This is a genomic window from Acidimicrobiales bacterium, assembly GCA_035533595.1.
In the GTDB taxonomy this organism is placed as follows: domain Bacteria; phylum Actinomycetota; class Acidimicrobiia; order Acidimicrobiales; family Bog-793; genus DATLTN01.
The window spans coordinates 1-22,356 of the sequence record DATLTN010000073.1 but is presented as its reverse complement, the minus strand read 5'-3'; the positions used below and the strand labels follow the sequence as shown (position 1 = coordinate 22,356).

Here is a 22,356-nt window from a genome sequence, read left to right as displayed (position 1 = left end):
TGCGGCTGGGGGCTACCCCGGGGCGGCCTCGCCGCCGAGCACCTCGGCGAGGCGCTCCGGCTCGGCGACGGTGACGGTGAGCGCGGAGTGGCCGCTCTTCCGCAGCCGCGAGGGGACCTTCTCGGCGAAGTGGATGCAGACGCCGGCCTCGCGGTTGGTGCCGAAGCTCAGCCCGTCGTCGGCGCCGGAGAGGCGCACGCCGGGGGCGGTCCACCAGCGGTAGTTGCGCGTCACGTGCGCGCCCGTGACGTTGCTGAGCGGCGTCGCGAGCCTCACGAAGCCGAGGCGCGCCTCGAGGGCGCCTTCCTCGGTGAGCGTCACCCCGTCGCGGCGCGGCCGCAGCCCGAAGGGGGCGAGCACGGGCCAGTAGCGGGGGTCGATCCTGAAGCCGAAGTGCTCCGCCATCGTCGCTCCGATCAGAGGGCTCCCGAGCATCCTGCCCCAGCGGGCGACCCGGCGCCCGGGAGGGGGCGGCGGAGGGTCAGGCCGAGCGGACCTGCTCCCCGGCGTCGCCCTCGTGCTCAGCGAAGGCCGCGACGAGACAGCCGAGGAAGCCGTCGACGTAGGCGGGCCGTCCTGCGGCGCGCGTCACGGCGTAGATCTCGCGCTGCACCGGCGGTCCCTTCAGGGGCAGGCCGACGGCGCCCGGGTGGCTCCCGTTCGCGAGCACGAGGCTCGGGACGAGGGCGACCCCGAGACCGGCGGCGACGAGCGCCTGGGTCATCGCGTAGTCGTCGCCGTGATAGGCGTAACCGGGCTCGAAGCCCGCCTCCCGGCAGGCCGCGCCGACGATCAGCGAGCACCAGTGCGGGTTCCCCGAGGTGGAGATCCACCGCTCGCCGCTCAGGTCGGCGAGGTCGATCTCACAGCCGGCGGCGAGCGGGTGGCCGGCCGGCACCACCGCGGAGAAGTCGTCGGTCAGCAGGTGTTGGTAGGCGACGCGGGTGTTGTTCGCCGTCTGCACGTCGAAGGGAACGATGACGACGGCGAGGTCGACCTCACCGTTCTCCACGCGGTCGAGGGCGAGGTCGGTCTCCGAGACGCCGAGCTCGACCTGCACCGCCGGGAACCTCGCGGAGAACTGCGCCGTCGCCACCGGGACAGCGGTGATCGAGGCGGTCTGGAAAGCGACCACCCGCACGCGCGCCGAGGCGCCCTTGCGGAGCGCCTCGACCACCGCGTCCACCTCGGCGAGCTCGCCGAGCACGCGCGACGCCTGCTCGACGAGCACCATCGCGGCGTGCGTCGGGCGCAGGCCGCGGCTCGTCCGCTGGAAGAGCTGCAGCCCCGTCTCGCGCTCGAGCGCGGCGACCTGCTGACTGATCGCCGAGGGGGTGTAGGCGAGCGCGCCGGCGGCGGCGACCACCGTCCCGTGCTCGATCACGGCCTTCAGGGTCTTCAGTCGCTGGACGTCGATCACCGTTCCTCCTCGCCACGAGCATCACGGCCGACCGGCGTCAGCACCAGCAACGGTTGCTGACGGGGCGTGAAGCCGCGCTTCATGCTCCCAGCTCAGGGCCACCGCCGCTCGCCAGGATGAAGCCGCGCTTCATCCCCAGTAAGGAACCGGCGCTTGTGCCCGGCACTCGCCTCCCTCACCCTCGAACGTGAGACACCGAGAGAGGGAGGACCGACGATGGCCTGGATCCTGAGTGGCGCGGTGGTGCTGTTCCTCGTCGCCGCCGGGCGCTTCGGCGCCGACAGCCGCGACGGCCTGGACTGGCAGCGGGGCGGCGTGCGGTCGATGGCCGCCGGCGGGGAGGCCCAGCGGACGGGCGGCAGGTCGTGGCGGGAGGAGCACGAGGGCGAGCTCCTCGGCCGACGACACTCGGCCTGAGCGCCTACCCGGCGCGCAGCCGCTCGGCGAGCTCGGGCAGCGCCGCTCCGAGCGGCGCGTCGAGCCGCAGCGCGGCCTGCTCGTCGCCGCGCGTCGGACCCTGGTTGACGATCACCACGGGGACCTCGAGCCGACAGGCGGCGAGGACGAAGCGGTAGCCGGACATCACCGTGAGCGAGGAGCCGGCGACGAGCAGCACGGCCGAGGACTCGAGGAGCGCGAAGCAGCGCTGCACCCGCTCCTTCGGCACCGACTCGCCGAAGAAGACGACGTCGGGCTTCAGCACCCCGCCGCAGCCCTCGCAGTCGGCCACCTCGAAGGCGTCGATCGCCCCCTCCGGGATCGCGGCGTCGCCGTCGGGACGAGACTCGGTGAGGTCGGCGGCCCAGTGCGCGTTGAGTAGGCGGAGGCGTTCGTCGAGCTGTCGCCGCTCGCTGCGGGCGCCGCAGCCGAGGCAGATCACCGCCGCGAGGCTGCCGTGCAGCTCGATCACCGCTTCCGCCCCCGCCGCCTGGTGCAGCCCGTCGACGTTCTGGGTCACGACCCCGGAGAGGAGGCCGACGGCCTGCAGCTCGGCCACCGCGCGGTGGCCGGCGTTGGGGCGCGCGGCGGCGACCGTGCCCCAGCCGACGTGGCTGCGCGCCCAGTAGCGGCGGCGCGCCGCCGCGGACGCGGTGAACTCCGCGTAGGTCATCGGCGAGGCGCGCCGCGTCGCTCCCGTGGGGCCGCGGTAGTCGGGGATCCCCGACTCGGTCGAGAGGCCGGCACCGGAGAGGAGCATCACCTCACCGCCGGCGAGCAGCTCGGCGACCTCGGCGATCCCCTCGAGACGGAGGCTCATCGCGCCATCGTGCCCGACGGTCGGCCCTGACGCCCGGCACAGGCGAGGCACAACAGTGTGTTCTCGGCTCTCTCATCGTTTCTTGATCTTTTGGTTGTAGACCCGCGCGGTCCCACGGCCGAGCGCATTCGGAGGAAGATTGGTCGCGCCCCCGTTCCAACCCGCCGCAGACGGTCGCCGCCGGCCGCCCCTCGCGCCCCGCGTCGCGGCGGCGCTCCTCGTCGCCCTCCTCGCGACGGGGCTGTTCGGCGTGGGTGTGGCGGGCGCCGCGCCGGCGCTCTCGATGGCGACGACCTCGCTCAGCCCCACCGAGACCGGTGCCCCCTACTCGGACCACCTGCTCGGCCTCGGCGGGACCGCCCCGTACCAGTGGACGACGGCGAGCACGCTCCCTCCCGGCCTCAGCCTGGCCGCGAACGGCTTCATCACCGGCACGCCGACCGCCACCGCCGACGTCTTCGTGACCCTCACGCTCACCGACGCGGCGTCGGCGACGGTCACCAACACCTTCGAGCTCGTCGTCACCACCGGGCCGGCGATCACGACGCCCACCCTCCCCGACCCCGTCGTCGGCGCCCCCTACAGTGCGCAGCTCGGCGTCTCGGGGGGAAGCGCCCCCTACGTCTGGTCGATCAACGCCGGGCCGCTGCCGCTCGGCCTCGTCCTCAACTCCGCCGGCGTGCTCTCGGGGCTGCCGGCGGCGGCGGGCTCGACCTCGACGACCTTCGCCGTCGCCGACTCGCAGGGTGCGAAGCCGACGATCGTGATCACGGTGAAGGTCGACCCGTCTCCCGGCATCCCCGAGGCCTACCTCGTCACCGACCGCGCCGGCTCGGTGAGCGCCTACGCGAGCGCCGGTGTCGCCGTCCCCCAGACCGTGAGCGGCGACCCCGGGACCGCCGTCGCCATCAGCTCGGACGCGGCCGGCGACCACTACTGGTTGGCGACCTCCTCGGGCGAGGTCGTCGCCTCCGCCGGGGCGCGCGCCTACGGCTCGGTGCCGGCAAAACGCCTCTCCGGCCGCATCGTCGGGATCGCCGTCAACCCCCCCGGCACGGGCTACTGGCTGGCGAGCTCGACGGGCAGGGTCTACGCCTTCGGCGGCGCGGCACCCCACGGCTCGGTGGCGGCGCGCCGCCTGAAGGGCCAGATCGTCGGGATCGCGGCGAACGCCAACGGCACCGGCTACTGGCTGGCGAGCTCGACGGGCAGGGTCTACGCCTTCGGCGCGGCGCACGTCCTGCGGCCGGCGACGCGCGTCCCGCACGACCCGAAGGTCGTGGCGATCGCCGACGACCCGAGCTCGAGCGGCTATTGGCTGGTGAACGACGCCGGCCGCGTCTTCGCCAACGGCCAGGCGGCGGTGGCCGGCTCGATCCCGGGCGGGCGCCACCTGCGCTCGGTGATCGGCATCACCGCGTCACCGGTCGGCGGCGGCTACTGGCTGCTCCTGCGCAACGGCGTCGTCGCGCCGTTCGGCACCGCGACGCCGCTCAACGGGGTCGAGATCGGGCCGAGGAGCCGGGCGGTGGCGATCGTGAGGACCTCATGACCGTGACCCGCGGCCCGCGCCGGGCGCGCCTGCTCACGAGCGCCGTCCGGCTGGCCGCGCTCCTCCTCGCCGCCACCGCCGCCACGCCGCCGGCCGGCGCCTCCGGTGTGCCACAGGCCGCGCCCCTCCCCGGCCACGTCGACGCGACCGCCGTCTTCCCGAGCCCCACCTGGACCGACATGGTGGGGCCGATCGCCCTCTCCTCGCCGACGGTCGCGACGATCGACGGCACGCAGGCGGTCGTCTTCGCCTCCGAGGACGGCGAGGTCTACGTCGTCGACGCCAACAGTGGCGCGAACCTCCCCGGCTGGCCGCAGCCGGTGACCCTCTCGGGCGGCGCGCCGACCGCGATCGAGTCGAGCCCGACCGTCGCCTACCTCGACGGCCCGGGCAAGCCTCCGACGATCCTCATCGGCGCCGGCTCGACCTACGCGAAGAACCAGCAGGGCGGCCTCGTCGCCTTCCGCGTCAATGGCACGGTGCGCTTCACCTTCCACACCCGCGACGTCTTCAACGAGTGGAACGCGGGCAGCGGCCCGCCGAGCCCCGACGGCTTTGACGAGGGGGTCTTCTCGACGCCCGCAGTCGGCGACATCACCGGCAACGGGCAGCAGGACATCGTCTTCGGCTCCTACGACCACAACCTCTACGCCCTCACCCCGAAGGGCAGGCTCGTCCCCGGCTACCCGCTCGACACCGAGGACACCATCTGGTCCTCGCCGGCGCTCGCGCATGTGCGCGGCAGGGGCTCCAAGGAGGACATCTTCATCGGCGGCGACGCCACCGGGCGCAAGGGCTGCTATGGCGGGTTCGTCTACGACGTGAGCTACGCGCGCAACAAGCCGCGGATCCGCTGGCAGCACTGCGAGAACCAGACGATCTGGTCGAGCCCGGCCCTCGGGGTGCTCAACTCCTCTGGACGCCTCGCGGTGGTCGTCGGCACCGGCTTCGGCGAGCCTCCCCCTTACAAGTCCGACTCCTACAAGCTCTTTGCCTTCTACGCCGCCACCGGAACGACCGTCGCCGGCTGGCCGGTGGCGACGATGGGCCCGACCTTCGGCTCCCCCGCGATCGGCCCGCTGGGGACGAGCGGTGCGACCGCCGTCGTCGACACCTCGTGGTGCATGAGCTGCGCGGCCTCGCCCGGCAGCTCGACGGTCACCGCCTGGAGCGGCTCGGGGAGCCAGCTCTGGTCCCAGACGCTGCGCGGCGCGCAGGACTTTTCCTCGCCGGTCCTCGCCGATCTCGCGGGCTCGGGGGACACCGACGTCCTCGTCGGCTCGCCGACCGGGCTCTTCCCCCTCGACGGCACGAGCGGCGCCTTCCTCTACGGCACCTCGACGGCGCTGGCGCTCAACACCTGCTCGATGCAGGGCGCGCCCGCGGTGGCCGACGTGGGCGGGAGCGGCCCCGGCGCCGGCTGGCACCTCTTCGAGAGCTGCGGTGGACCGCTCGAGATCATCGCCACCGGGCGGCTCATCGACTACCCGCTGCCCGCGGCGCCGCTCGCGCCGCCACCGTGGCCGATGTGGCGGGGCCCTGCCAGCGACGGGGTGGCGCTCGGCACCTGAGCGTCCCGCCCCGGTGCCGGGTCCGGCGCGCCGCTGCGGCCTCGATTCGGCCTGGCCCGCCACTACCGTTTGCGCCACCGCCGCCCCCGCGGCGGCGATCGGAGGCCCGACATGGCGAACCCCGAGCCGCCCGTCCTTCGCCACGAGGTCGATCACGAGGTCGATCCGGCGAAGCTGACCTACACCTTCGGTGGCGCGGAGGCGATCGCCACCCTCGTCGCCGGGTCGATCCTCGACACGAGCACCCTCGACTGCTTCGCCGGCCGCGTCCGCTCTCCCGAGGACAAGGTCACCGAGGTCTGCGACCCCCGCTTCCTCAACCCCCAGACGGGCCCCTTCTACATCGAGGGGGCGGAGCCCGGTGACACGCTCGCGGTGCACTTCGCGCGCATCGAGCCCCGCCGCGCCTTCGGCATCTCGACGACGGTGCCCTTCTTCGGAGCGCTCACCGCGACCGGCTTCACGGCGATGCTGCACGGCCCGCTCCCGGAGATGACCTGGTTCTACGGGATCGATCGCGAGCAGCGCCTCGTCCGCTACGAGGCGCGCGACTCGGACTACCGCGTGGAGCTTCCCCTCGACCCGATGCACGGCACGGTCGGCGTCGCCCCCGCCCTCGGCGAGGTGCGCTCCTCGCTCGCCCCGGGCGACTGGGGAGGGAACATGGACACTCCCGAGATGCGCGCCGGGGTCACCTGCTACCTCGGCGTGAACGTGCCGGGGGCACTGTTCAGCTTCGGGGACGGCCACGCACGCCAGGGCGAAGGGGAGACCTGCGGCGTCGCGGTCGAGGCGGCCATGGACTCGGTGGTCGTCGTCGACCTCGTGAAGGGGTCGCCGACGCCGTGGCCACGCCTCGAGAGCGACGACGAGCTGATGACCGCCGGCTCGGCGCGACCGCTCGAGGACGCCTTCCGCATCGCCCATGCGCAGATGGTGCACTGGGTCGTCGAGCTCACCGGTCTCTCGCTGATGGACGCCTACCAGCTCGTGACCCAGACGGTGCGGACGCCGGTCGCGAACGTCGTCGACACCAACTACACCGTCGTCGCCAAGTTGGCCAAGGCCTACCTGCCCGGGACGACGGCGATGCGCGGGGCGCACCGGAGGCTGCGGGCGCTCGGTGACGACTACCTCGCCCGTCGTCGGTAAGGCGATCTGCGGCGGGCCGCCGAGTGCTCGCAGCCTCGCCCGTCGGGAGGTCAGCGCAGCTTCTCGGTCATCTTCACGGTCCGGCGACGCGAGGCTTCGGGGCGACGAGCGGCCCTCGCGGCCGGCAGCGGGGTGTCGGCGTAACGTCGCAGCGGTGGAAAGGACCGCCAGTGACGCTCGCCTTTGAGATCCGGCTCGTGACCAACCCGTGGCCGGACACCGTCCCCTCGCTGCTCGACCTCCTCGCCACCGCGACGAGAAGGCGGGCCGAGCACATCGCCGAGCAGGCCGCGGAGGGGAACTACCGCCGCGAGTCGTTGGCCCTCGTCCTCCTCGACCCGACGGCCCCCCTCTCGCGCCCCACCGGTGACGCGGTGCTGGCGGTGATCAGCATCGGCGAGGAGGGCACCCGCTTCGCCCCGAACGCGATGGCCAAGGCCGCGGAGCACCGCGATCACGGCCTCGAGTGCGGCGCGCTCGCCCTCACCCAGAAGCACCGCCTCTCCGACGGCGACTTCCGCAACGGCTTCTCCGCCGAGGTGAACGGCACGATCGTCGGCGCGAGCGGGCAGAACTCCCTGCAGGACCAGTTGGAGGCGACCCTCTTCGCGGCCGAGTTCAACTACGAGGTTGCGCGGGCGCGCAGCGACTGGGAGGAGCAGCAAGGGCGTGGGGGCTGGTTCTCCGCCGCCGGCGAGGGCAAGGCGAGCTACACCGGCATCTGGGCGACAAGTGCGCTCGCGAGCTTCCGGTCCGACGCCGACTGACCCGCTGCTGACCAGCTCAGCGATGGTTTCGAACCGTTCGCGGACGGGAAGCGTCTTTCTGTTGTGAGACGCGTGCGGGGAGCCGATGGGGCCGGGGCCCGCGGCGAGGCGCCGACGGCGCTCCTCGAGGGTTGGCTCGCCGAGTGGTACGCCCCCGCCTACCGCACCGCCCGGCTGATCCTCGGCGACGGAGCCGAGGCGGAGGACGCGGTGCAGGACGCCTTCCTCCGCCTCTGGCGCTTCCGCGACGCGATCCCCGAGGGGGAGGCGGCGCGCGCCTGGCTCTACCGGGTGGTGGTGAACGCCTGCTACTCGCGCGCCCGCAGCGAGCGCCGCCACGAGATGAGCTCGGGCGACGAGTCCCTCCTCGACGGCCTCGCCGAGCAGGGCGCCGGCCCCGACGAGAAAGTGGCCGGCGCGCTCTCCGGCACGGCGGTGCGCGCCGCGATCGCCGCCCTCCCCGAGGCGCTGCGTGTCCCGGTCGTCCTGCGTTACTACGCCGACCTCTCCGAACGCGAGATCGCGCTCGCCATCCACCGACGTGCCGGGACGGTGAAGTCGCGCCTGCACGAGGCGCGCCGCCGGCTCGGCGCGGACCCCACCATCAGCCGCCTGCTCGGCGCCGAGGAGGCGTGATGCTCACCGACGACCAGCTCCGCGAGGCCTTCCAGGCCGCAGGCGACGAGCTCGCGCTGCCGGTCGAGGGCCGCGCCGCGGCCCTCGCCGCGGCCAGCGGCGGCGAGCGGGCGGCGCCCGCCCGCTACGACGCCCGCGCTGCGCATCGCCGGCACCTCACCGGCCTCAGCGTCGCGGCGGTCGCCCTCCTCGTCGTCGGCGCGGTGACCGGGATCGTCCTCGGCACCCGCTCCACACCCCCACCGAGCGCGGTCGGTGGCCCGACGGCCTTGCACCCCGCGAGCGGCGTGGCCTCGAGCGGCGTGGCCTCGAACGGTCTCTCCGCCGGGGGTGCCGCGGTGGGCTCCGCGCCGGTCGCGAAGGTGCCAGCGGCGGGGATCAACCCCGGCGGGCCGAACCTCGGCGCCCCCACCCCCGCCAGCAAGGCCTCGGGGGTGCCCGCGAAGATCGCCTCGACCGGCAGCCTCACCCTCGCCATCGGGCGCTCGGCGCTCAACCGCGACGTGGCCGCGCTGCGCAGCCTCGCGATGGGCGCCGGGGGCTACATCTCCTCGACCGACGTGAGCGAGGCCGCGAGCACCGGCAGGGCCTCGCTCACCCTCTCGGTGCCGGCGACCGCCTTCTCCTCCACGATCTCGGGCGCCGAGCACCTCGGGACCGTCCGCACCCTCGTCACCAGGGCCGAGGACGTCACCGGTCAGTACAGCGGCACCGCCGCCCGCCTGCAGGCGCTCGAAGCGGTGCGCAGCCAGCTCGAGCGCCTGCTCAGCCATGCCGCCAAGGTGAGCGACCTGCTCGACGTCGAGGCCCAGATCGAACAGGTGCAGACCCAGATCGACGAGCTGCAGGGCGAGCAGCGGAGCCTCGACCAGGAGGTCACCTACGCGACCCTCACCGTCGACCTGCAGCTGCGCACCCCGCCGCACCACGCGAAGCCGAGCGCCCTTTCACGGGCGTGGTCCGACGCCATCTCCGGCTTCACCGGCGGCCTCAAGTGGCTGCTCTCGATCTCGGGGGCGCTGCTCTTCTCGCTGCTGCTGGCGACCGCACTCGGCCTGCTCGGCCGCTTCGGCTGGCGCCGCTACGGGCCGCGCCTGCGCCGCCACTTCCTCTGAGCGCCGGGCACCCTCAGCCGGAAGCGCCGCCGAGGAGGTAGAACACGACGCGAGCGGGAGCGCCGCGCAGCGCGAGGGCGGCGAGGGCGACCTCCACCCCGGCGGGGAGCGGCGCCTCGATGGCCCCGAGCGCGACCTCGGGGTAGCGGGCGGCGAGGGCGCCGCCGGGCGCCGGTCCGCGGGGTCGCGCAGGTAGCAGGTGAGGCGCACGAGGTCGCCCGCCGCGAGGCCGGAGACGGCGAGCGTCTCCTCGAGCGTGCAGCAGAGCTCGGTGAGCTGCTCGGCGGCGGTTCCCGAGGGGGCGGGGAGGAGTCAGGGGACGACGACGAAACCGCCGTAGCGGACGCCGACGCGACGGGACTCGCGGAGCGGGTCGAGGTAGAGCTGCTGGATCCAGGGGGCGCTCACCGGGCACCGACCACGGCGACCATCTCGGTCGAGATCTCGAAGCGGGCGGTGATGTGGTTGACGAAGGCGTTGTGCACCGGCCGCGGTTCGAGGTCGGCGAACAGCTCCTCAAAGACGGCGTGCGCGGGCGCCGCGTAGGCGGGGCTCTTCCCGTAGGAGTTGAGCTCGACGATGTCGCCCACCGAGCCACCCGCGGCGACGACGAGCGCGCGCAGGTTGGAGAAGGTCTGGCTGGCCTCGGCCTCGAGGCCGCCCGTGACGAGCTCCCCCGTGGCGCCGTCGATTCCGTGGCAGCGCGAGCTGAAGATCATCGGGCCGATGCGGATCGTGGGGTCGCGCGCCGGGACGCCCGGCAGGTCGAAGCGGGTGCGGGTCGCGCCGAGGATGCCGAAGACGTCGAGCTGCACGAGCTGGCCGGGGGGCAGGTCGGCGAGGATCACCTTGTAGGCCGGGCGGTTGGCCTTGTCGGGGAAGACCCGCTCCCAGTACTCACCGTGCACTTGCCGACGTTGCCGAGCTCGCCGCCCGCCCCCTCGATGAGGGCAGCCATCTTCTCGTAGACGCGCGCCACCTGGGCCTCGAGACCCCCCTCGACCTCCCCGGTGCGCGGGTCGCTCGCGTCGAGGCGGTCGGCAGGACGAAGTCGTCGACGCGGATCCCGAAGGGGCGGTCGCGCCCTCCGGGAAGATCTCGGTCAGGGCTCGCAGCTCCATCGGCGCCTCCGTCGCGCGGGAGCGACGGGCGCGCCGCCCGGCGGTAATTAGGGTGTGGTCTCCCGCGGACAGAGGAGGGGCCCGTGACCGACCAGAGGAAGATCGACGCCTTCGCGCACATCCTCACCGCGCCCGTCGTCGACAAGCTCGCCGAGGTGATTCCGGCCTTCCTCACGACGCCGAACATCACCCACCGCCCCGCCATCTCCGACGTCGACGTGCGCCTCACGATGATGGACCGCTACCCCGGCTACCAGCAGATCCTCACCCTCACCGGCCCACCGCTCGTCGACTGGCTGGACGAGCCAGGCGCGGCCGAGATGGCGCGCCGCAGCAACGAGGCGCTCGCCGAGCTCGTCGCGGCGCGCCCGGAGCACTTCTGCGGCTTCGCCGCCGACGTCTCGCTCCCCGACGTCGACTTCGCCGTCGCCGAGGCGGAGCGCGCCGTGCGCGACCTCGGGGCGCTCGGCGTGCAGATCTACACCAACGCGAAGGGGCGGCCCCTCGACGAGGAGGAGTTCCTCCCCTTCTTCGACGCGGTCGCCGCCCTCGGAGTGCCCGTGTGGATCCACCCGGCGCGCACGGCGGCCTTCGCCGACTACGCGAGCGAGAGCACCTCCAAGTTCTCGCTCTGGCAGAAGTTCGGCTGGCCCTACGACACGACGGTCTGCATGGCCCGCCTCATCTACTCGGGCCTCATCCGCCGCCACCCCGACCTCGTGCTCCTCACCCACCACGCCGGCGGGGTCGTCCCCCACCTCGCCGGGCGGCTGGTGCTGCACCACGAGGACGAGGAGATGCGCCGCAGCGTCGGCATCCCCGAGGACTTCAGCGCCGAGGAGACCCTCGACAGCTACCGCCACTTCTACGGCGACACCGTCTTCTCCGGGGCGCACCACCCCCTCGATTGCGCCCTCGAGTTCTTCGGCAGCGACCACCTGCTCTTCGCGACGGACATGCCCTACGGCGCCGAGGGCGGCGAGCTCTTCGTGCGCGAGACGATCCTCGCCGTCGAGGAGCGCCCCGATGTCGCTGGGGCGCTCTTCCAGGACAACGCCGAGCGGATCCTCGGCGTCGGCGGCGCGGCGCGGTGAGCGACCTCGTCGCCCCCGCCCCCGAGGTCGCCTCGCACGGCCCCTGCGCGGTCTGCGGCGCGCCCGGGCGGCGCAGCTTCTTCGCCAACCAGCCCTTCATCGCCCGCCGGCGCGTCGAGGCCGACGGCACCGTGGTCGAGGTGAACGACCCCGTGCCCCCGATCTCGGTGTGCATGGAGCACTGGGTGGAGGTCCTCTCCGAGCGTCTCCCCGTCGGCTACTGCGACGACGAGCGCTGCCGTCGCTGGGGGCCCGAGGGCGCGGCCTCCCCGTGCGGCGCGCCCTACGGCGACCTCCCCGAGCCCCCCGCGCACGAGCACGAGCACGGCGAGGGCGCCACCGACGACGGACGGGGGGCGTGAGCGCCGGCCCCGGCAGCCCCGAGGCCCCGCACCCCGTCTTTCGCAACGGCGGCCTCTCCTACCTGCGGATCCCCGCGCCCGACCCGCTCGCCCTCGCCGGCTTCTACGTCACCGTCTTCGGCTGGCGGGTGCGCACCGACGGCGACGCACCCGCCTTCGAGGACGGGAGCGGCCACGTCATCGGCCACTTCCGCGCCGACCTCGCGGTCGCTGGGACGGTGGGCTTCACCCCCTACGTCTTCGTCGCCGACCTCGACGCCACCCTCGCGACGGCCGCGGCCGAGGGCGGCATCCTGTTCACCGCCCCCTACGCAGAGGGCGACCTGTGGGTCGCGACCCTCCTCGACCCGGCGGGCAACCTCGTCGGCCTCTGGCAGCGCGGGCCGCGCGGCGAGGGCGCGGGTTAGGGCTCCTTCAGCAGCGCGGCGTCGTCGGGGCGGTGACGGCGGACCGCCTCGTGGTTGGTCGAGTCGGCGCCCATGTAGATCCCGACCTCCCAGCTGCGCGCGAGCGGGTCGCGGACGTCGAGCGCCATGCGGCCGATCCCGTGCACCTCGATCTCGACGTGCTCGCCGTCCTGCAGAGGGCCGAGGCCCTCGTGGTTGGTGCCGCAGGAGATGAGGTCGCCGGAGTTGAGGGTCATGATCGTCGAGGCGAACTCGATGAGCTCGGGGACCCGGTGCTCCATGTCGTCGGTGTGGTAGTTGTGGCGCAGCTGGCCGTTGTCCCAGAACTGCACGTGCAGGTCGTTCGGGTCGGGGATCTCGTCCGCAGTGGCGATGCAGGGGCCGATCGGGCAGAAGGTGTCGAAGGACTTCCCGAGCCAGCTCCCCGCCTTCCACGTCGAGCGGCCCTCGCCGCGCGCCGAGACGTCGATCAGGCAGGTGTAGCCGAAGACCGCGTCGCGCCAGTGCTCCTGGTCGACGAGCTTGGAGGGGCCGCGCAGCACGATCGCGAGCTCCGCCTCGTGCATGAACATCCACGGCTCGGCGAAGCGGGGCAGCTCGATGGTGTCGCCGGGGCCGACGACGGCGTCGGGGTTCTTCATGAACATGTTCAGCTGACGCGGCTCGCGCTGGGCGTGCTCCCAGTAGTTGCCGATGCAGCAGAGCACCTTGCCGGGGCGCGGCAGCGGCGGACGGAGGCGCACCTCAGCGAGGGGGAGGCCGGTCGTCGCGCGCGCCTCCTCGAGGCGCGGTCGCAGCGTCTCGAAGTCGTCGATGATCCCCGCCATCGTCGCCTGCGCGTCGTGGCCGGCGGTGACGAGGTCGCCGACGGGGACGACCCGCTCACCCTCCAGCAAGCCCGGCTCCGGTCCCGAACCCCGCTCGAAGAGCACGAGCTTCACGATCCCCTCCTCACCCCCGCGGGCGCGCCGTCGCGCCGCGGCGGACCCTAATCGGCTCGCTCCTCGGCTGCCGCCTCCCCGCGCGGGGCCTTGCGGCGTCGGCTCGGGGCGACGCGCGGCGGCTCGTCGGCCTCCTTCTGGAAGTGCGGCGGCCAGGGGGCGTCGCCGAGGCCGGCGGCCTCGTCGCGCGCCGCCTGCTCGAGGAGCGGGGTGAGGTCGTAGGAGGTGGCCTCGAGGCCCGCACCGGGGTCGCCGACGGTGCGGAAGCGCTCGGGGACGGTGGCGATCGTGAGGTCGCCGGGGTCAACGTCGGCGACCTCCTCCCAGGTGAGCGGGCAGGAGACGCGCCCCTCGGGGTTCGGGCGCACCGAGTACGCCGAGGCGACGGTACGGTCGCGGGCGTTCTGGTTGTAGTCGACGAAGACCGCCTCGCCGCGCTCCTCCTTCCACCACTTCGAGGTCGCCGTGCCGGGCATCCGCCGCTCGAGCTCCCGCGCCAGCGCGAGGGCGGCGCGGCGCACCTCCTTGAAGCCGTAGCGCGCCTCGATCGGCACGTTGATGTGGATGCCCCGCGAGCCGGAGGTCTTCGGGAAGCCGACGAGGCCGTGCTCTGAGAGCAGCACCCGCACCTCGAGGGCGACGCGCCGGACGTCCTCGAAGGTAACCCCCGGCTGCGGGTCGAGGTCGACGCGCAGCTCGTCGGGGTGGTCGACGTCGGCGCGCCGCACCGGCCAGGGGTTGAGCTCCAGGCAGCCGAGGTTCACCGCCCAGAGGATGTGCGCGACGTCGACCGGGCAGAGCTCCTCGGCGCTGCGGCCGGAGGGGAAGTCGACCGTCACCGTCTGCAGCCAGTCGGGGCGGCCCGGCGGGACGCGCTTTTGGAAGAAGAACTCCCCCGCCGCGCCGTTCGGGAAGCGCTTCAGCACCGTCGGCCGCTCGCGCACGCCGCGCATCGCCCCCTCGCCGACCGCGAGGTAGTACTGCGCGAGGTCGAGCTTGGTCTCGCCGCGCGCCGCGAAGAAGACCTTGTCGGGGTTGGAGAGCGAGACGGTGTGCCCGGCGACCTCGAGGTCGACCTTCGGCGAGGCGGAGGGCATCGCGAGATGCTGCCACGGCCGCCACGCAATCGAGCCGCGAGCGGCCTCGTTAGCCTCGTGCGCGACCCGAAGGAGGCACCACATGGAGCCCGTCGAAGCGCTCGAGGCGATCGCTTACACCCTCGAGACCAAGGGCGCGCCCGGCTTCAAGATCAAGGCCTTCCGCTCCGCCGCGGAGACGATCCGCCCCCTTGGCCGCGACGAGCTCGCGCGCCTCGCCGAGGGGCGTGGCCTCGGGCGCCTGCCGGGCGTCGGCGAGACGACGGCGACGGTCATCCGCGAGGCGCTCGCCGGCGGCACGCCGCAGTACCTGACGGACCTCGGCGGCTCGGCGATGCCCTCGGATGAGGCGCTCTCGCCCGAGGCCGAGGCCCTCCACCGGGCGCTGCGCGGCGACTGCCACACCCACTCGGAGTGGTCCGACGGCTCCTCGCCGGTCACGGTGATGGCGCACGCCGCGGCGGCCCTCGGCCACGACTACGTCGCGCTCACCGACCACAGCCCGCGCCTCACCGTCGCGCACGGCCTCAACCGCGAGCGCCTCGCCGAGCAGCTGGCACTCGTCGCGGAGCTGAACGAGGAGCTCGCGCCCTTCCGCATCCTCACCGGCATCGAGGTCGACATCCTGGAGGACGGCGGCCTCGACCAGGAGCCGGAGCTGCTCGCCACGCTCGACGTCGTCGTCGCGAGCGTGCACTCCAAGCTGCGCATGGACGCGAAGCAGATGACCCGCCGCATGGTCGCCGCGATGGAGAGCCCCTACACCGACATCCTCGGCCACTGCACCGGCCGCCTGCTGAGCGGCAAGGGCCGCCCGCAGTCCGAGTTCGACGCCGAGGAGGTCTTCTCCTGCTGCGCCGAGCACGGCAAAGCGGTCGAGATCAACAGTCGCCCCGAGCGGCGCGACCCCCCGCCGGCCCTCCTCGAGCGCGCGCTCGGGCTCGGCTGCCTGGTGACGATCGACACCGACGCGCACGCCCCCGGCCAGCTCGAGTGGCAGCCCCTCGGCTGCATCCAGGCGGCCGCGGCGGGCGTCCGCCCCGACCAGATCGTGAACACCCACGCCCTCGACGAGATCCTCGCCTGGACGGCGAGCCACCGCGCCAGCTGAGCAGCCGACGGGGCGGCGATAGCCTTAAGCATGACCGAACCGCTCTTCGAAGGGGTCGGCGTCGCCCTCGTCACGCTGTTCAACGACGACGGCTCGCTCGACGCCAAGGCCACCGCCGACCTCGCCTGCCGCCTCGTCGAGGCGGGGGTGCGCGGCGTGATCGTCGCCGGCACGACCGGGGAGGCCGCCTCCCTCGATGCCGCCGAGCGGGCCGAGCTCGTCTCGGTCACCCGCGAGGCGCTCGCCGGCGCGGCCCCGGTGCTGTGCGGGACGGGCGCCGCCTCGCTCCGCCAGGCGCTCGCCTTCACCGACGCCGCGCTCGGCGCCGGCGCAGAGGCGGTCCTCGCCCTCTCGCCCGCCGGCAGCGTCGGCCTCGAGCGCTACTACGCCTCGCTCGCCGAGCGCTGCGGCCCGGTCCCCCTCCTCGCCTATCACTTCCCCGGCGCGTCGCTGCCGGGGATCCCCCTCGCGACGCTGCGCGAGCTGCCGGTCGCCGGCGTGAAGGACTCGAGCGGCGACGCCGAGCGCCTCCTCGAGACCGTCACCACCTGGGACCAGCACGTCTACACCGGCTCCTCGGCGCTGCTCTCCTACGCCGGGCCGCTCGGCTGCCGCGGCGCGATCCTCGCCCTCGCCAACGCCGAGCCTGAGGGGTGCGTCGCCGCCTTCGCCGGCGACCCCGCCGCGCAGCGGGCGATCGCCGAGGCGCACAAGGCCTCGCGGGCGAGCTTCCCGCGCGCCATCAAGGAGCTCACGGCGAGGCGCTTCCAGACCTCGCAGGTCTCGCGCATCGGCTGAGCGCGGCCTCCGCCGGTAGCTGCTCGGCGGGTGCGACAATGGCGCTGCCTCGCCCGAGCGGGCGCGGGGAGGTGACGCCGTGTACCACCCACGACTCCTGCGCTGGGCCCGCGCCCTCGTCACCGGCCCGCCGGGGCGGCCGCTCGTCGTAAAGGGGCTGCTCGCGCCGCCGGCCGCGCTGCTGCTCCCCTCGGTGCCGTCGCGCTCGCCCCGTGGGCCGCGCTGAAGATGATCGGCAAGGCCCTCGACCGCACCGGTGAGACCGAGGACCGCCGGGCGCGCTACGCCGAGAACGTCGCGGTCGCCTCCCGCGAGGTCCGCATGGGCGTCGGCCGCGGCGAGCCGATGCCGCAGGACTGACGGTGCGCTCCCGCTACCGGCGCCTCGTCGGCTGGGCGGGCGCCTTCGTGCGCGGCGGGCCGGGGCGCCCCCTCCTCGCGAAGCTGCTACTCGGCGCGGTGGCGGGGGCCGTCCTCGTGCTCGGGACGGTCGCGCTCGCCCTTTCCGGCGTGCTGCGCCTGCTCCTCGGGGCGGCGGGCGGGGGGCCGCAGCTCCCCTCGCGCGTCCGCGGCGACCCCCTCGCGCGCACCGGCTACCGGCGCCTTGGCTACGGGAAGCGCCGCGGACGGGCGGCCCCGCCGGGCCGCCCGCCTCGCCGGCGTCAACAGCGCGGGCGGCGCGGCCTCAGTCGGGCGCGCCGCCCGCGAGCCAGCTCGCGCCGCGGCGGTAGAGGGCCTCGACCTCGGGCCCCGTGAGGCCGGGCATGTCCCGCTTCACGTCGTAGCCGATGCCGTGCTGCAGGTAGGCGAGGTGGCGGTAGCCCTCGGGGAAGCCCTCGAGCACCGCCTTGTCGAGCACGGGCGCCTCGGTGGGGTCGATCGGGTCGAGGCGGTCCTTCTCGTAGATCGGCTGGCGGAGGACGAGCCCCCACTTGTCCGCGCGGCGCTCGAAGAAGTCATAGAAGCGCCCCGTGCAGACGACGTCGCAGCGCACGCCCTCGACGAGCGCGCGCTGGCTGATGGTCATCTTCGTCTGCGCGATCGCCCGGTCACCGGCGAGGTCGACCGAGACGCCCCCGAGGAAGTGCAGGATCCGCACGCCCTTCTCGAAGCCCGCCACCGAGACGGCGATGAACTCCTCGTAGGTCCCCTGGAACCACGTCGCCATCATCCTGCCCTCGGGGTGCCAGACCCCCCGGAAGCGCTCCCAGTCGCCGGCGTCGCGCCACAGCACCCAGTTCTCCACGGCCTCGCGGATCAGCAGGCGGTCGGTCATCTCGTCGTTCGCGGCCACGGCCACCCCTTTCTCTTCTGTCCGCGGAGTGTAGGGGCGCCGCTACGCGGCAACCCTCGACAGCCGGCCGTGCACGCCGAAGGTGCCCCGCGAGCGCGCCGCCGTCGCCCGCCGCAGCGGTTTCGGGGTGACGAGGCGGTAGAGGCCGAGTAGGCAGAGGTCGGCGATCCCCGACAGCACCGCGACGAGGAACGCCCCGCAGAAGGACTCGACGTTGTTGTTGGTGTTCAGCCCGGCGAAGATGAAGTTCCCGAGGTCGTTGTAGGAGACGTAGGCGGCGAGGGTCGAGGTGGCGACCACCTCCACCGCCGCGGTGCGCAGCCCGGCGACGGTGAGGGGCGCGGCGAGGGGGATCTCGATCGTGAAGAAGCGGCGCGCCGACGACATCCCGACCGACTTCGCGGCCTCGATCACGACCGGGTCGACCTCGCGCATCGCGACGTAGGCGTTGGTGAGCACCGGCGGGATCGCGAGCGCGACCAGGGTGAGGAAGGCGGCGTCGAAGCCGCCACCCTTCAGCGAGACGACGGGCCAGATGACGAGCAGGATGAGCAGCGCCAGCGAGGGGATGGCGCGCGCCGCGTTGGCGGCGTTCACCGCGACGAAGCCGCCGTGGCCGACGTGGCCGAGGTAGAAGCCGATGCCGATGCCGATGAGCGCCGCGGCGAGGACGACGAGGGCGGAGAGCTCGACCTGCGCGACGGCGCGCGCCGCGATCCCGTCGCTCCCGGTCCAGTTCGCCATCGAGGTGAGGTAGTGGAAGCAGCCGTCGAGGAAGTGCATCAGCCGCGCACCATCCGCCACCGCACCGTGACGCGCGCGAGCGCTGCGAAGAGGGCGTCACCGAGCGCGGCGAGCAGGATCGAGAGCACGAGGCCGACGACGACCGGTGTGTAGAAGTAGTCCGCGAAGCCGAGCAGGATCACCTTCCCGAGGCCGCCGAGGCCGATGAAGGCGGTGATCGTGACGAGGCCGACGACCGTCACCGTCGCCACCCGCAGCCCGGCGTAGAGGGCTGGGAGGGCGAGCGGCAGGTAGATCCGCACCAGCTGCTGGAAGGGCGAGTAGCCCATCGCCACGGCCGCCTCGTGGACCTCGTCGCCCACCCCGTCGAGGCCGGTGAGGAGGTTGCGCACGAGGATCAGCAGCGTGTACCCCGACAGCGCCACCTCGGCCGTCGTGAGCGAGAAGTAGCCGGTGACGGGCTGGATGAGGACGAAGAGCGCGATCGAGGGGATCGTGTAGAGCAGCCCCGTGAAGCCGAGGATGAGGCCGCGCACACGGTGGAAGCGCCAGGCGAGGAGGCCGAGCGGGAGCGAGACGGCGAGCCCGGCGGCCACCGCGATGGCGACGAGCTCGACGTGCTGGCCGAGCGCGTCGAGGATCAAGGACTGGTTTGCCGCGACCCACGTGCCGGCCCAGCTCACCGCGCCCTCACTTCGGGGTTGTCGGCCACCGGGGCGACCCTACCTCCGCGGCCCGCTTTGGCCCGCCCCGCGGCTGCGCCGCCCGAAGCCGCCCTCCGGCGGGGCACGCCGACGCGAGGACGTGTCTCTACGATGGTCATTGGTCATCCCTTCTCTTCTCAAATTGGCAAGGGGTGGCCGGCCGTCCCGCGACGGAGAACCGGTGAGGGTCGCCTGCGCTAACAGGCGACCCCACCCTCCGCGCGGGGCGTGCCCGGCCCTATCGGTGCAGGCCAAAGGCTATTTCGGCCATACCGCGGGCTGGTGGATGGACCGCGGGACGTTCGAACATCATTGATAGCCTTGCCCGATGATCGAGCTCCGGTCGGTCACCAAGTCCTATTCCGACGGCCAGCCCGCGGTCGACGATCTCTCGATGGAGATCGCCTCCCACGAGTTCTGCGTGCTCGTCGGCCCCTCTGGCTGCGGCAAGACGACGACGCTGAAGATGATCAACCGCCTCGTCGAGCCGACCTCCGGCGAGATCCTCATCGACGGGGTCGACGTGATGTCCGTCGACCCCGTGGAGCTGCGGCGCGGCATTGGCTACGTGATGCAGCAGGGGGGCCTCTTCCCGCACCTGCGCGTCGCCGACAACGTCGCCGCGGTCCCCCGCCTCCTCGGCTGGGACAAGGCGAGGATCGCGGCGCGCGTCGAGGAGCTCCTCGAGCTCGTCGGCCTCGAGCCCGACCGCTACCTGCGCCGCTTCCCCCACGAGCTCTCCGGGGGCGAGCGCCAACGGATCGGCGTGGCGCGCGCCCTCGCCGCCGACCCGATCATGCTGCTCATGGACGAGCCCTTCGGCGCCGTCGACCCGATCGCCCGCAAGCGTCTGCAGGAGGAGTTCAAGGAGCTCCAGGGGCGCCTCGGCAAGACCGTCGTCTTCGTCACCCACGACATCGAGGAGGCGCTCTTCCTCGGCGACCGGATCGCGATCATGCACCGGGGTGGCGTCCTCGAGCAGTACGACACGCCGCAGGCGATCCTCGCGAAGCCCGCCTCCCCCTTCGTCGCCGAGTTCGTCGGCGCCGACCGGGACCTGCAGCGCCTCTCGGTGACGGCGCTCTCGCTCGAGGACCTCGAGCGGCCGCCGACCGCCCCCTCCTTGACCCCCGACGAGGCCCTCGTGGCGATCGGCTCCCAGGCCGGCTCGCCCCGCGTCGTCGTCGAGAACCCCGCCGGCGAGGCGGTGGGGGTCGTCGAGCTCGACGAGATCGGCGCGGCGGGGGCGCTCGTTCATCCCTTCTCCGCCGCGCTGCCGCTCGGCAGCTCGCTGAAGCGGGCGCTCGCGGCGATGCTCGAGCGCGACGAGGGCTACCTCCCCGTGACCGACGGCGACCGCTACGTCGGCCTGCTCAGCCTCGAGGGGCTGCATGGCGCGATGCGCCGGAGCGCCGGGAGCCCGCCGCCGAGCGACTGACCCCTGTCGGCCTGGCCCCGGACGCGAGGCGACCCCGGCGGACGGCTTCGCACCGACGGCCGGGGTCGCCTGCAGGCACTGCGAGCTACAGCATCTTCGCCGCGGTGAGGAAGTTCTTCGCGATCGTCGCCGCGGAGGGCTTGCTCGCCGAGGAGGCCTGACCGTCGAGGGTGACGAGCTCGTTCGTTGTGAGGCGCGCGTTCACCGACTCGAGGGCCCGGTCGACCGCGGAGGTGTTGAACTTCGAACCGACGACGGCCACGAGGTGGTCAGCGGGCTCGAGGTTCTTGTCGTCCTTCAGGGAGACGAAGCCGTCCTGGTTGATGATCGGGTCGGTCGAGAAGAGCTCGACGACCTCGGCCGCGCCGCTCTTCAGCGCCGCCACCGTGAGCGGCCCCGACTCGTCGTAGTTCTTCACGGTCTTGAACTTGATCCCGTAGACGGCCTTCAGGCCGGGGGCGCAGAAGTAGTTCTGCGTGCACTCGGCCGGCGCGCCGAAGGTCCAGGACTTGGCGTGGCTCTTCAGCTGCGACAGCGTCTTCAGGCCGTACCTGGACGAGGTCGCCTTGGTGACGACGAAGACGTTCTGGTCGAGGCCCGCCGTCCCCGGCAGCACGACCGCCTTCTTCGCCTTCAGCGCCGCGTTGTCCGCCGCGATCGCGGAGGTCAGCTGGCCGGCCGCCTTGGTCTGGTTGGCGTTCAGGTAGAGGAGCAGCGAGCCCGCGTAGTCGGGCTCGACGTTGATCGTGCCCTTCTCGAGGGCCGGGATCGCCTGCTGGCGGGAGGTCGTCGTCTGGTACTTCACGGTGTACCCGAGCTTGCCGAGCAGGTCCCCGTAGATGTTCTGCAGGATCGCTGACTCGGTGAAGCCCTCGTCACCGACGACGACGGTGCCGAGCCTCGCCTTGGCGGTGTGCGCCTTGGCGGACGCCGACGCCGTGGCGGCGGTGGTGCCGATCAGGCAGAGCGCGGCGATTGAGGCGAGCGCAGTGCGCGGGGTTCTCATCTAGGTGTCTCCTTGTCTCGGCAACCGTCAGCGAACGAGCCCCTCCGGCGAGTAGAGCTGCCTCTCGGGGCCTCTCGCGGTGACAGCGCGGACCTTCGTGGCCCGAACAAACGTTACTTCCACGAAGTAACTCCTGCCCGGGACGGCCGACGATTGACCGAGCAGGGAATCCGTGTGAAGGTGCCCGTTGGCCGACGCAAGGGCGCGCGGTGCACAGGAGAGGAGCACCATGTACAACGGCGCGAAGGTATTCGACGTCCACAGCCACGTCTCGGTCCCCGGGTCGTCGCGGAGCTTCGCCGCCAGCCTGATGGCGTCCAACACGGTGATGAAGAGCCCGCTCTCCCAGGGGGGGCGTGACCCCTCGACCGAGGAGGAGTACCGCGCGGCGGTCGCCGCCCACCTCTCCTACATGGACGACCGGGACATCGACGTGCAGATCCTCGGACCCCGCCCCTACATGCAGCTCGGCTGGATGGCCCCGCACCTCATCCCGGCGTGGTGCCGCTACGTGAACGACACCATCCACCAGCAGGTGGCCTTCCACCCCGACCGCTTCCTCGGCGCGGTGGCGCTGCCCCAGAACTCCGACGCCCCGGACATCAGCCACGTGCTGCCCGAGCTCGAGCGCTGCGTGAACGAGTACAACTTCGTCGCCGCCTACCTCTCGCCGGACCCGAAGGGCCTGCGCACCACCCCGGGCGTCAACGAGCCGTACTGGTACCCGCTCTACGAGCGCTGCAGCGAGCTCAACCTGCCGATCATCGTG

The 22,356-nt window shown here is 73.0% G+C and carries 26 protein-coding genes; 16 read left to right on the top strand and 10 right to left on the bottom strand.

Annotation, left to right across the window (positions count from 1 at the left end; genetic code table 11):
- Positions 1-12 precede the first annotated feature (12 nt).
- Together VNF07_13700 and VNF07_13695 are read right to left on the bottom strand one after the other, a co-directional pair.
- Positions 13-405: a hypothetical protein gene (locus tag VNF07_13700; GenBank protein ID HVB07292.1), complete on the bottom strand. Its 393-nt coding sequence runs from the start codon at positions 403-405 to the stop codon at positions 13-15.
- Between the two features lie 76 nt (positions 406-481).
- The gene (locus VNF07_13695) at positions 482-1,420 is read right to left on the bottom strand and encodes a LysR family transcriptional regulator (GenBank protein HVB07291.1); all 939 of its coding nucleotides are present in this window, start codon (positions 1,418-1,420) and stop codon (positions 482-484) included.
- Between the two features lie 216 nt (positions 1,421-1,636).
- Between VNF07_13695 and VNF07_13690 the strand changes: the two genes are divergently transcribed.
- Positions 1,637-1,837, top strand: coding sequence for a hypothetical protein (locus VNF07_13690; GenBank protein ID HVB07290.1), 201 nt, complete (start codon positions 1,637-1,639; stop codon positions 1,835-1,837).
- Positions 1,838-1,841: 4 nt separating this feature from the next.
- Here the strand turns inward: VNF07_13690 and VNF07_13685 are convergent, their stop codons facing one another.
- Positions 1,842-2,678: an NAD-dependent protein deacetylase gene (locus tag VNF07_13685; GenBank protein ID HVB07289.1), complete on the bottom strand. Its 837-nt coding sequence runs from the start codon at positions 2,676-2,678 to the stop codon at positions 1,842-1,844.
- Between the two features lie 139 nt (positions 2,679-2,817).
- On the opposite strand from VNF07_13685, the gene VNF07_13680 reads away from it, so the two are divergent.
- The 6 genes from VNF07_13680 (at position 2,818) to VNF07_13655 (ending at position 9,471) form a co-directional block, all read left to right on the top strand.
- On the top strand, positions 2,818-4,230 hold the full coding sequence (locus VNF07_13680; GenBank protein HVB07288.1) for an Ig domain-containing protein: 1,413 nt from the start codon (positions 2,818-2,820) through the stop codon (positions 4,228-4,230).
- Positions 4,227-5,801, top strand: a complete 1,575-nt coding sequence (locus VNF07_13675; GenBank protein HVB07287.1) for a hypothetical protein — start codon at positions 4,227-4,229, stop codon at positions 5,799-5,801. The genes VNF07_13680 and VNF07_13675 overlap by 4 nt, the downstream gene beginning before the upstream one ends.
- Before the next feature lie 111 nt (positions 5,802-5,912).
- Positions 5,913-6,953: an acetamidase/formamidase family protein gene (locus VNF07_13670; protein HVB07286.1), complete on the top strand. Its 1,041-nt coding sequence runs from the start codon at positions 5,913-5,915 to the stop codon at positions 6,951-6,953.
- Between the two features lie 170 nt (positions 6,954-7,123).
- Entirely contained in the window at positions 7,124-7,720 is a 597-nt protein-coding gene (locus VNF07_13665) for a hypothetical protein (GenBank protein ID HVB07285.1), read from the top strand.
- 72 nt (positions 7,721-7,792) lie between these two features.
- The gene (locus VNF07_13660; protein ID HVB07284.1) at positions 7,793-8,356 is read left to right on the top strand and encodes a sigma-70 family RNA polymerase sigma factor; all 564 of its coding nucleotides are present in this window, start codon (positions 7,793-7,795) and stop codon (positions 8,354-8,356) included.
- Positions 8,356-9,471 carry a DUF4349 domain-containing protein gene (locus tag VNF07_13655; protein ID HVB07283.1) on the top strand — a complete coding sequence of 372 codons (1,116 nt, stop codon included), beginning with the start codon at positions 8,356-8,358 and terminating at the stop codon, positions 9,469-9,471. Before VNF07_13660 ends, VNF07_13655 begins: the two co-directional genes overlap by 1 nt.
- 404 nt (positions 9,472-9,875) lie before the next feature.
- Here VNF07_13655 and VNF07_13650 read toward each other — a convergent pair whose 3' ends face one another.
- Positions 9,876-10,379 carry a Rid family hydrolase gene (locus VNF07_13650; protein HVB07282.1) on the bottom strand — a complete coding sequence of 168 codons (504 nt, stop codon included), beginning with the start codon at positions 10,377-10,379 and terminating at the stop codon, positions 9,876-9,878.
- Between the two features lie 296 nt (positions 10,380-10,675).
- Between VNF07_13650 and VNF07_13645 the strand changes: the two genes are divergently transcribed.
- The 3 genes from VNF07_13645 to VNF07_13635 are packed head-to-tail and all read left to right on the top strand — an operon-like array spanning position 10,676 to position 12,455.
- Positions 10,676-11,686 carry an amidohydrolase family protein gene (locus tag VNF07_13645; protein ID HVB07281.1) on the top strand — a complete coding sequence of 337 codons (1,011 nt, stop codon included), beginning with the start codon at positions 10,676-10,678 and terminating at the stop codon, positions 11,684-11,686.
- Positions 11,683-12,048 carry a hypothetical protein gene (locus VNF07_13640; GenBank protein HVB07280.1) on the top strand — a complete coding sequence of 122 codons (366 nt, stop codon included), beginning with the start codon at positions 11,683-11,685 and terminating at the stop codon, positions 12,046-12,048. The genes VNF07_13645 and VNF07_13640 overlap by 4 nt, the downstream gene beginning before the upstream one ends.
- On the top strand, positions 12,045-12,455 hold the full coding sequence (locus VNF07_13635; GenBank protein HVB07279.1) for a VOC family protein: 411 nt from the start codon (positions 12,045-12,047) through the stop codon (positions 12,453-12,455). The genes VNF07_13640 and VNF07_13635 overlap by 4 nt, the downstream gene beginning before the upstream one ends.
- On the opposite strand, the gene VNF07_13630 is transcribed toward VNF07_13635, so the two are convergent.
- Together VNF07_13630 and ligD are read right to left on the bottom strand one after the other, a co-directional pair.
- Positions 12,452-13,396 carry a fumarylacetoacetate hydrolase family protein gene (locus tag VNF07_13630; GenBank protein ID HVB07278.1) on the bottom strand — a complete coding sequence of 315 codons (945 nt, stop codon included), beginning with the start codon at positions 13,394-13,396 and terminating at the stop codon, positions 12,452-12,454. The genes VNF07_13635 and VNF07_13630 overlap by 4 nt on opposite strands.
- 47 nt (positions 13,397-13,443) lie before the next feature.
- Complete coding sequence (gene ligD, locus VNF07_13625) at positions 13,444-14,493, bottom strand: non-homologous end-joining DNA ligase (protein ID HVB07277.1); 1,050 nt, start codon at positions 14,491-14,493, stop codon at positions 13,444-13,446.
- Positions 14,494-14,575: 82 nt separating this feature from the next.
- Here ligD and VNF07_13620 point away from each other — a divergent pair, with 82 nt between their 5' ends.
- The 4 genes from VNF07_13620 (at position 14,576) to VNF07_13605 (ending at position 16,762) form a co-directional block, all read left to right on the top strand.
- The gene (locus VNF07_13620; GenBank protein HVB07276.1) at positions 14,576-15,604 is read left to right on the top strand and encodes a PHP domain-containing protein; all 1,029 of its coding nucleotides are present in this window, start codon (positions 14,576-14,578) and stop codon (positions 15,602-15,604) included.
- Positions 15,605-15,634: 30 nt separating this feature from the next.
- A complete protein-coding gene (locus VNF07_13615) occupies positions 15,635-16,402 on the top strand; it encodes a dihydrodipicolinate synthase family protein (GenBank protein HVB07275.1) in 768 nt (255 codons plus the stop codon).
- Positions 16,403-16,481: 79 nt separating this feature from the next.
- Positions 16,482-16,628, top strand: a complete 147-nt coding sequence (locus tag VNF07_13610; protein HVB07274.1) for a hypothetical protein — start codon at positions 16,482-16,484, stop codon at positions 16,626-16,628.
- A gap of 2 nt (positions 16,629-16,630) precedes the next feature.
- Complete coding sequence (locus tag VNF07_13605; GenBank protein ID HVB07273.1) at positions 16,631-16,762, top strand: hypothetical protein; 132 nt, start codon at positions 16,631-16,633, stop codon at positions 16,760-16,762.
- Between the two features lie 324 nt (positions 16,763-17,086).
- On the opposite strand, the gene VNF07_13600 is transcribed toward VNF07_13605, so the two are convergent.
- From VNF07_13600 to VNF07_13590, 3 genes are read right to left on the bottom strand one after another with little or no spacing between them, the layout of a single operon-like run.
- Positions 17,087-17,701 (bottom strand): nuclear transport factor 2 family protein, encoded by a 615-nt coding sequence (locus VNF07_13600; GenBank protein ID HVB07272.1) that lies wholly within the window; start codon positions 17,699-17,701, stop codon positions 17,087-17,089.
- A gap of 36 nt (positions 17,702-17,737) precedes the next feature.
- Positions 17,738-18,478 (bottom strand): ABC transporter permease, encoded by a 741-nt coding sequence (locus VNF07_13595; protein ID HVB07271.1) that lies wholly within the window; start codon positions 18,476-18,478, stop codon positions 17,738-17,740.
- A complete protein-coding gene (locus VNF07_13590; GenBank protein ID HVB07270.1) occupies positions 18,478-19,122 on the bottom strand; it encodes an ABC transporter permease in 645 nt (214 codons plus the stop codon). Before VNF07_13590 ends, VNF07_13595 begins: the two co-directional genes overlap by 1 nt.
- Before the next feature lie 349 nt (positions 19,123-19,471).
- Here VNF07_13590 and VNF07_13585 point away from each other — a divergent pair, with 349 nt between their 5' ends.
- Complete coding sequence (locus tag VNF07_13585) at positions 19,472-20,581, top strand: ABC transporter ATP-binding protein (protein ID HVB07269.1); 1,110 nt, start codon at positions 19,472-19,474, stop codon at positions 20,579-20,581.
- Positions 20,582-20,666: 85 nt separating this feature from the next.
- Here the strand turns inward: VNF07_13585 and VNF07_13580 are convergent, their stop codons facing one another.
- Positions 20,667-21,587, bottom strand: a complete 921-nt coding sequence (locus VNF07_13580; GenBank protein HVB07268.1) for an ABC transporter substrate-binding protein — start codon at positions 21,585-21,587, stop codon at positions 20,667-20,669.
- 229 nt (positions 21,588-21,816) lie between these two features.
- Between VNF07_13580 and VNF07_13575 the strand changes: the two genes are divergently transcribed.
- Positions 21,817-22,356, top strand: a 540-nt coding sequence (locus VNF07_13575) for an amidohydrolase family protein (protein ID HVB07267.1), incomplete at its 3' end; no start/stop codon positions are given.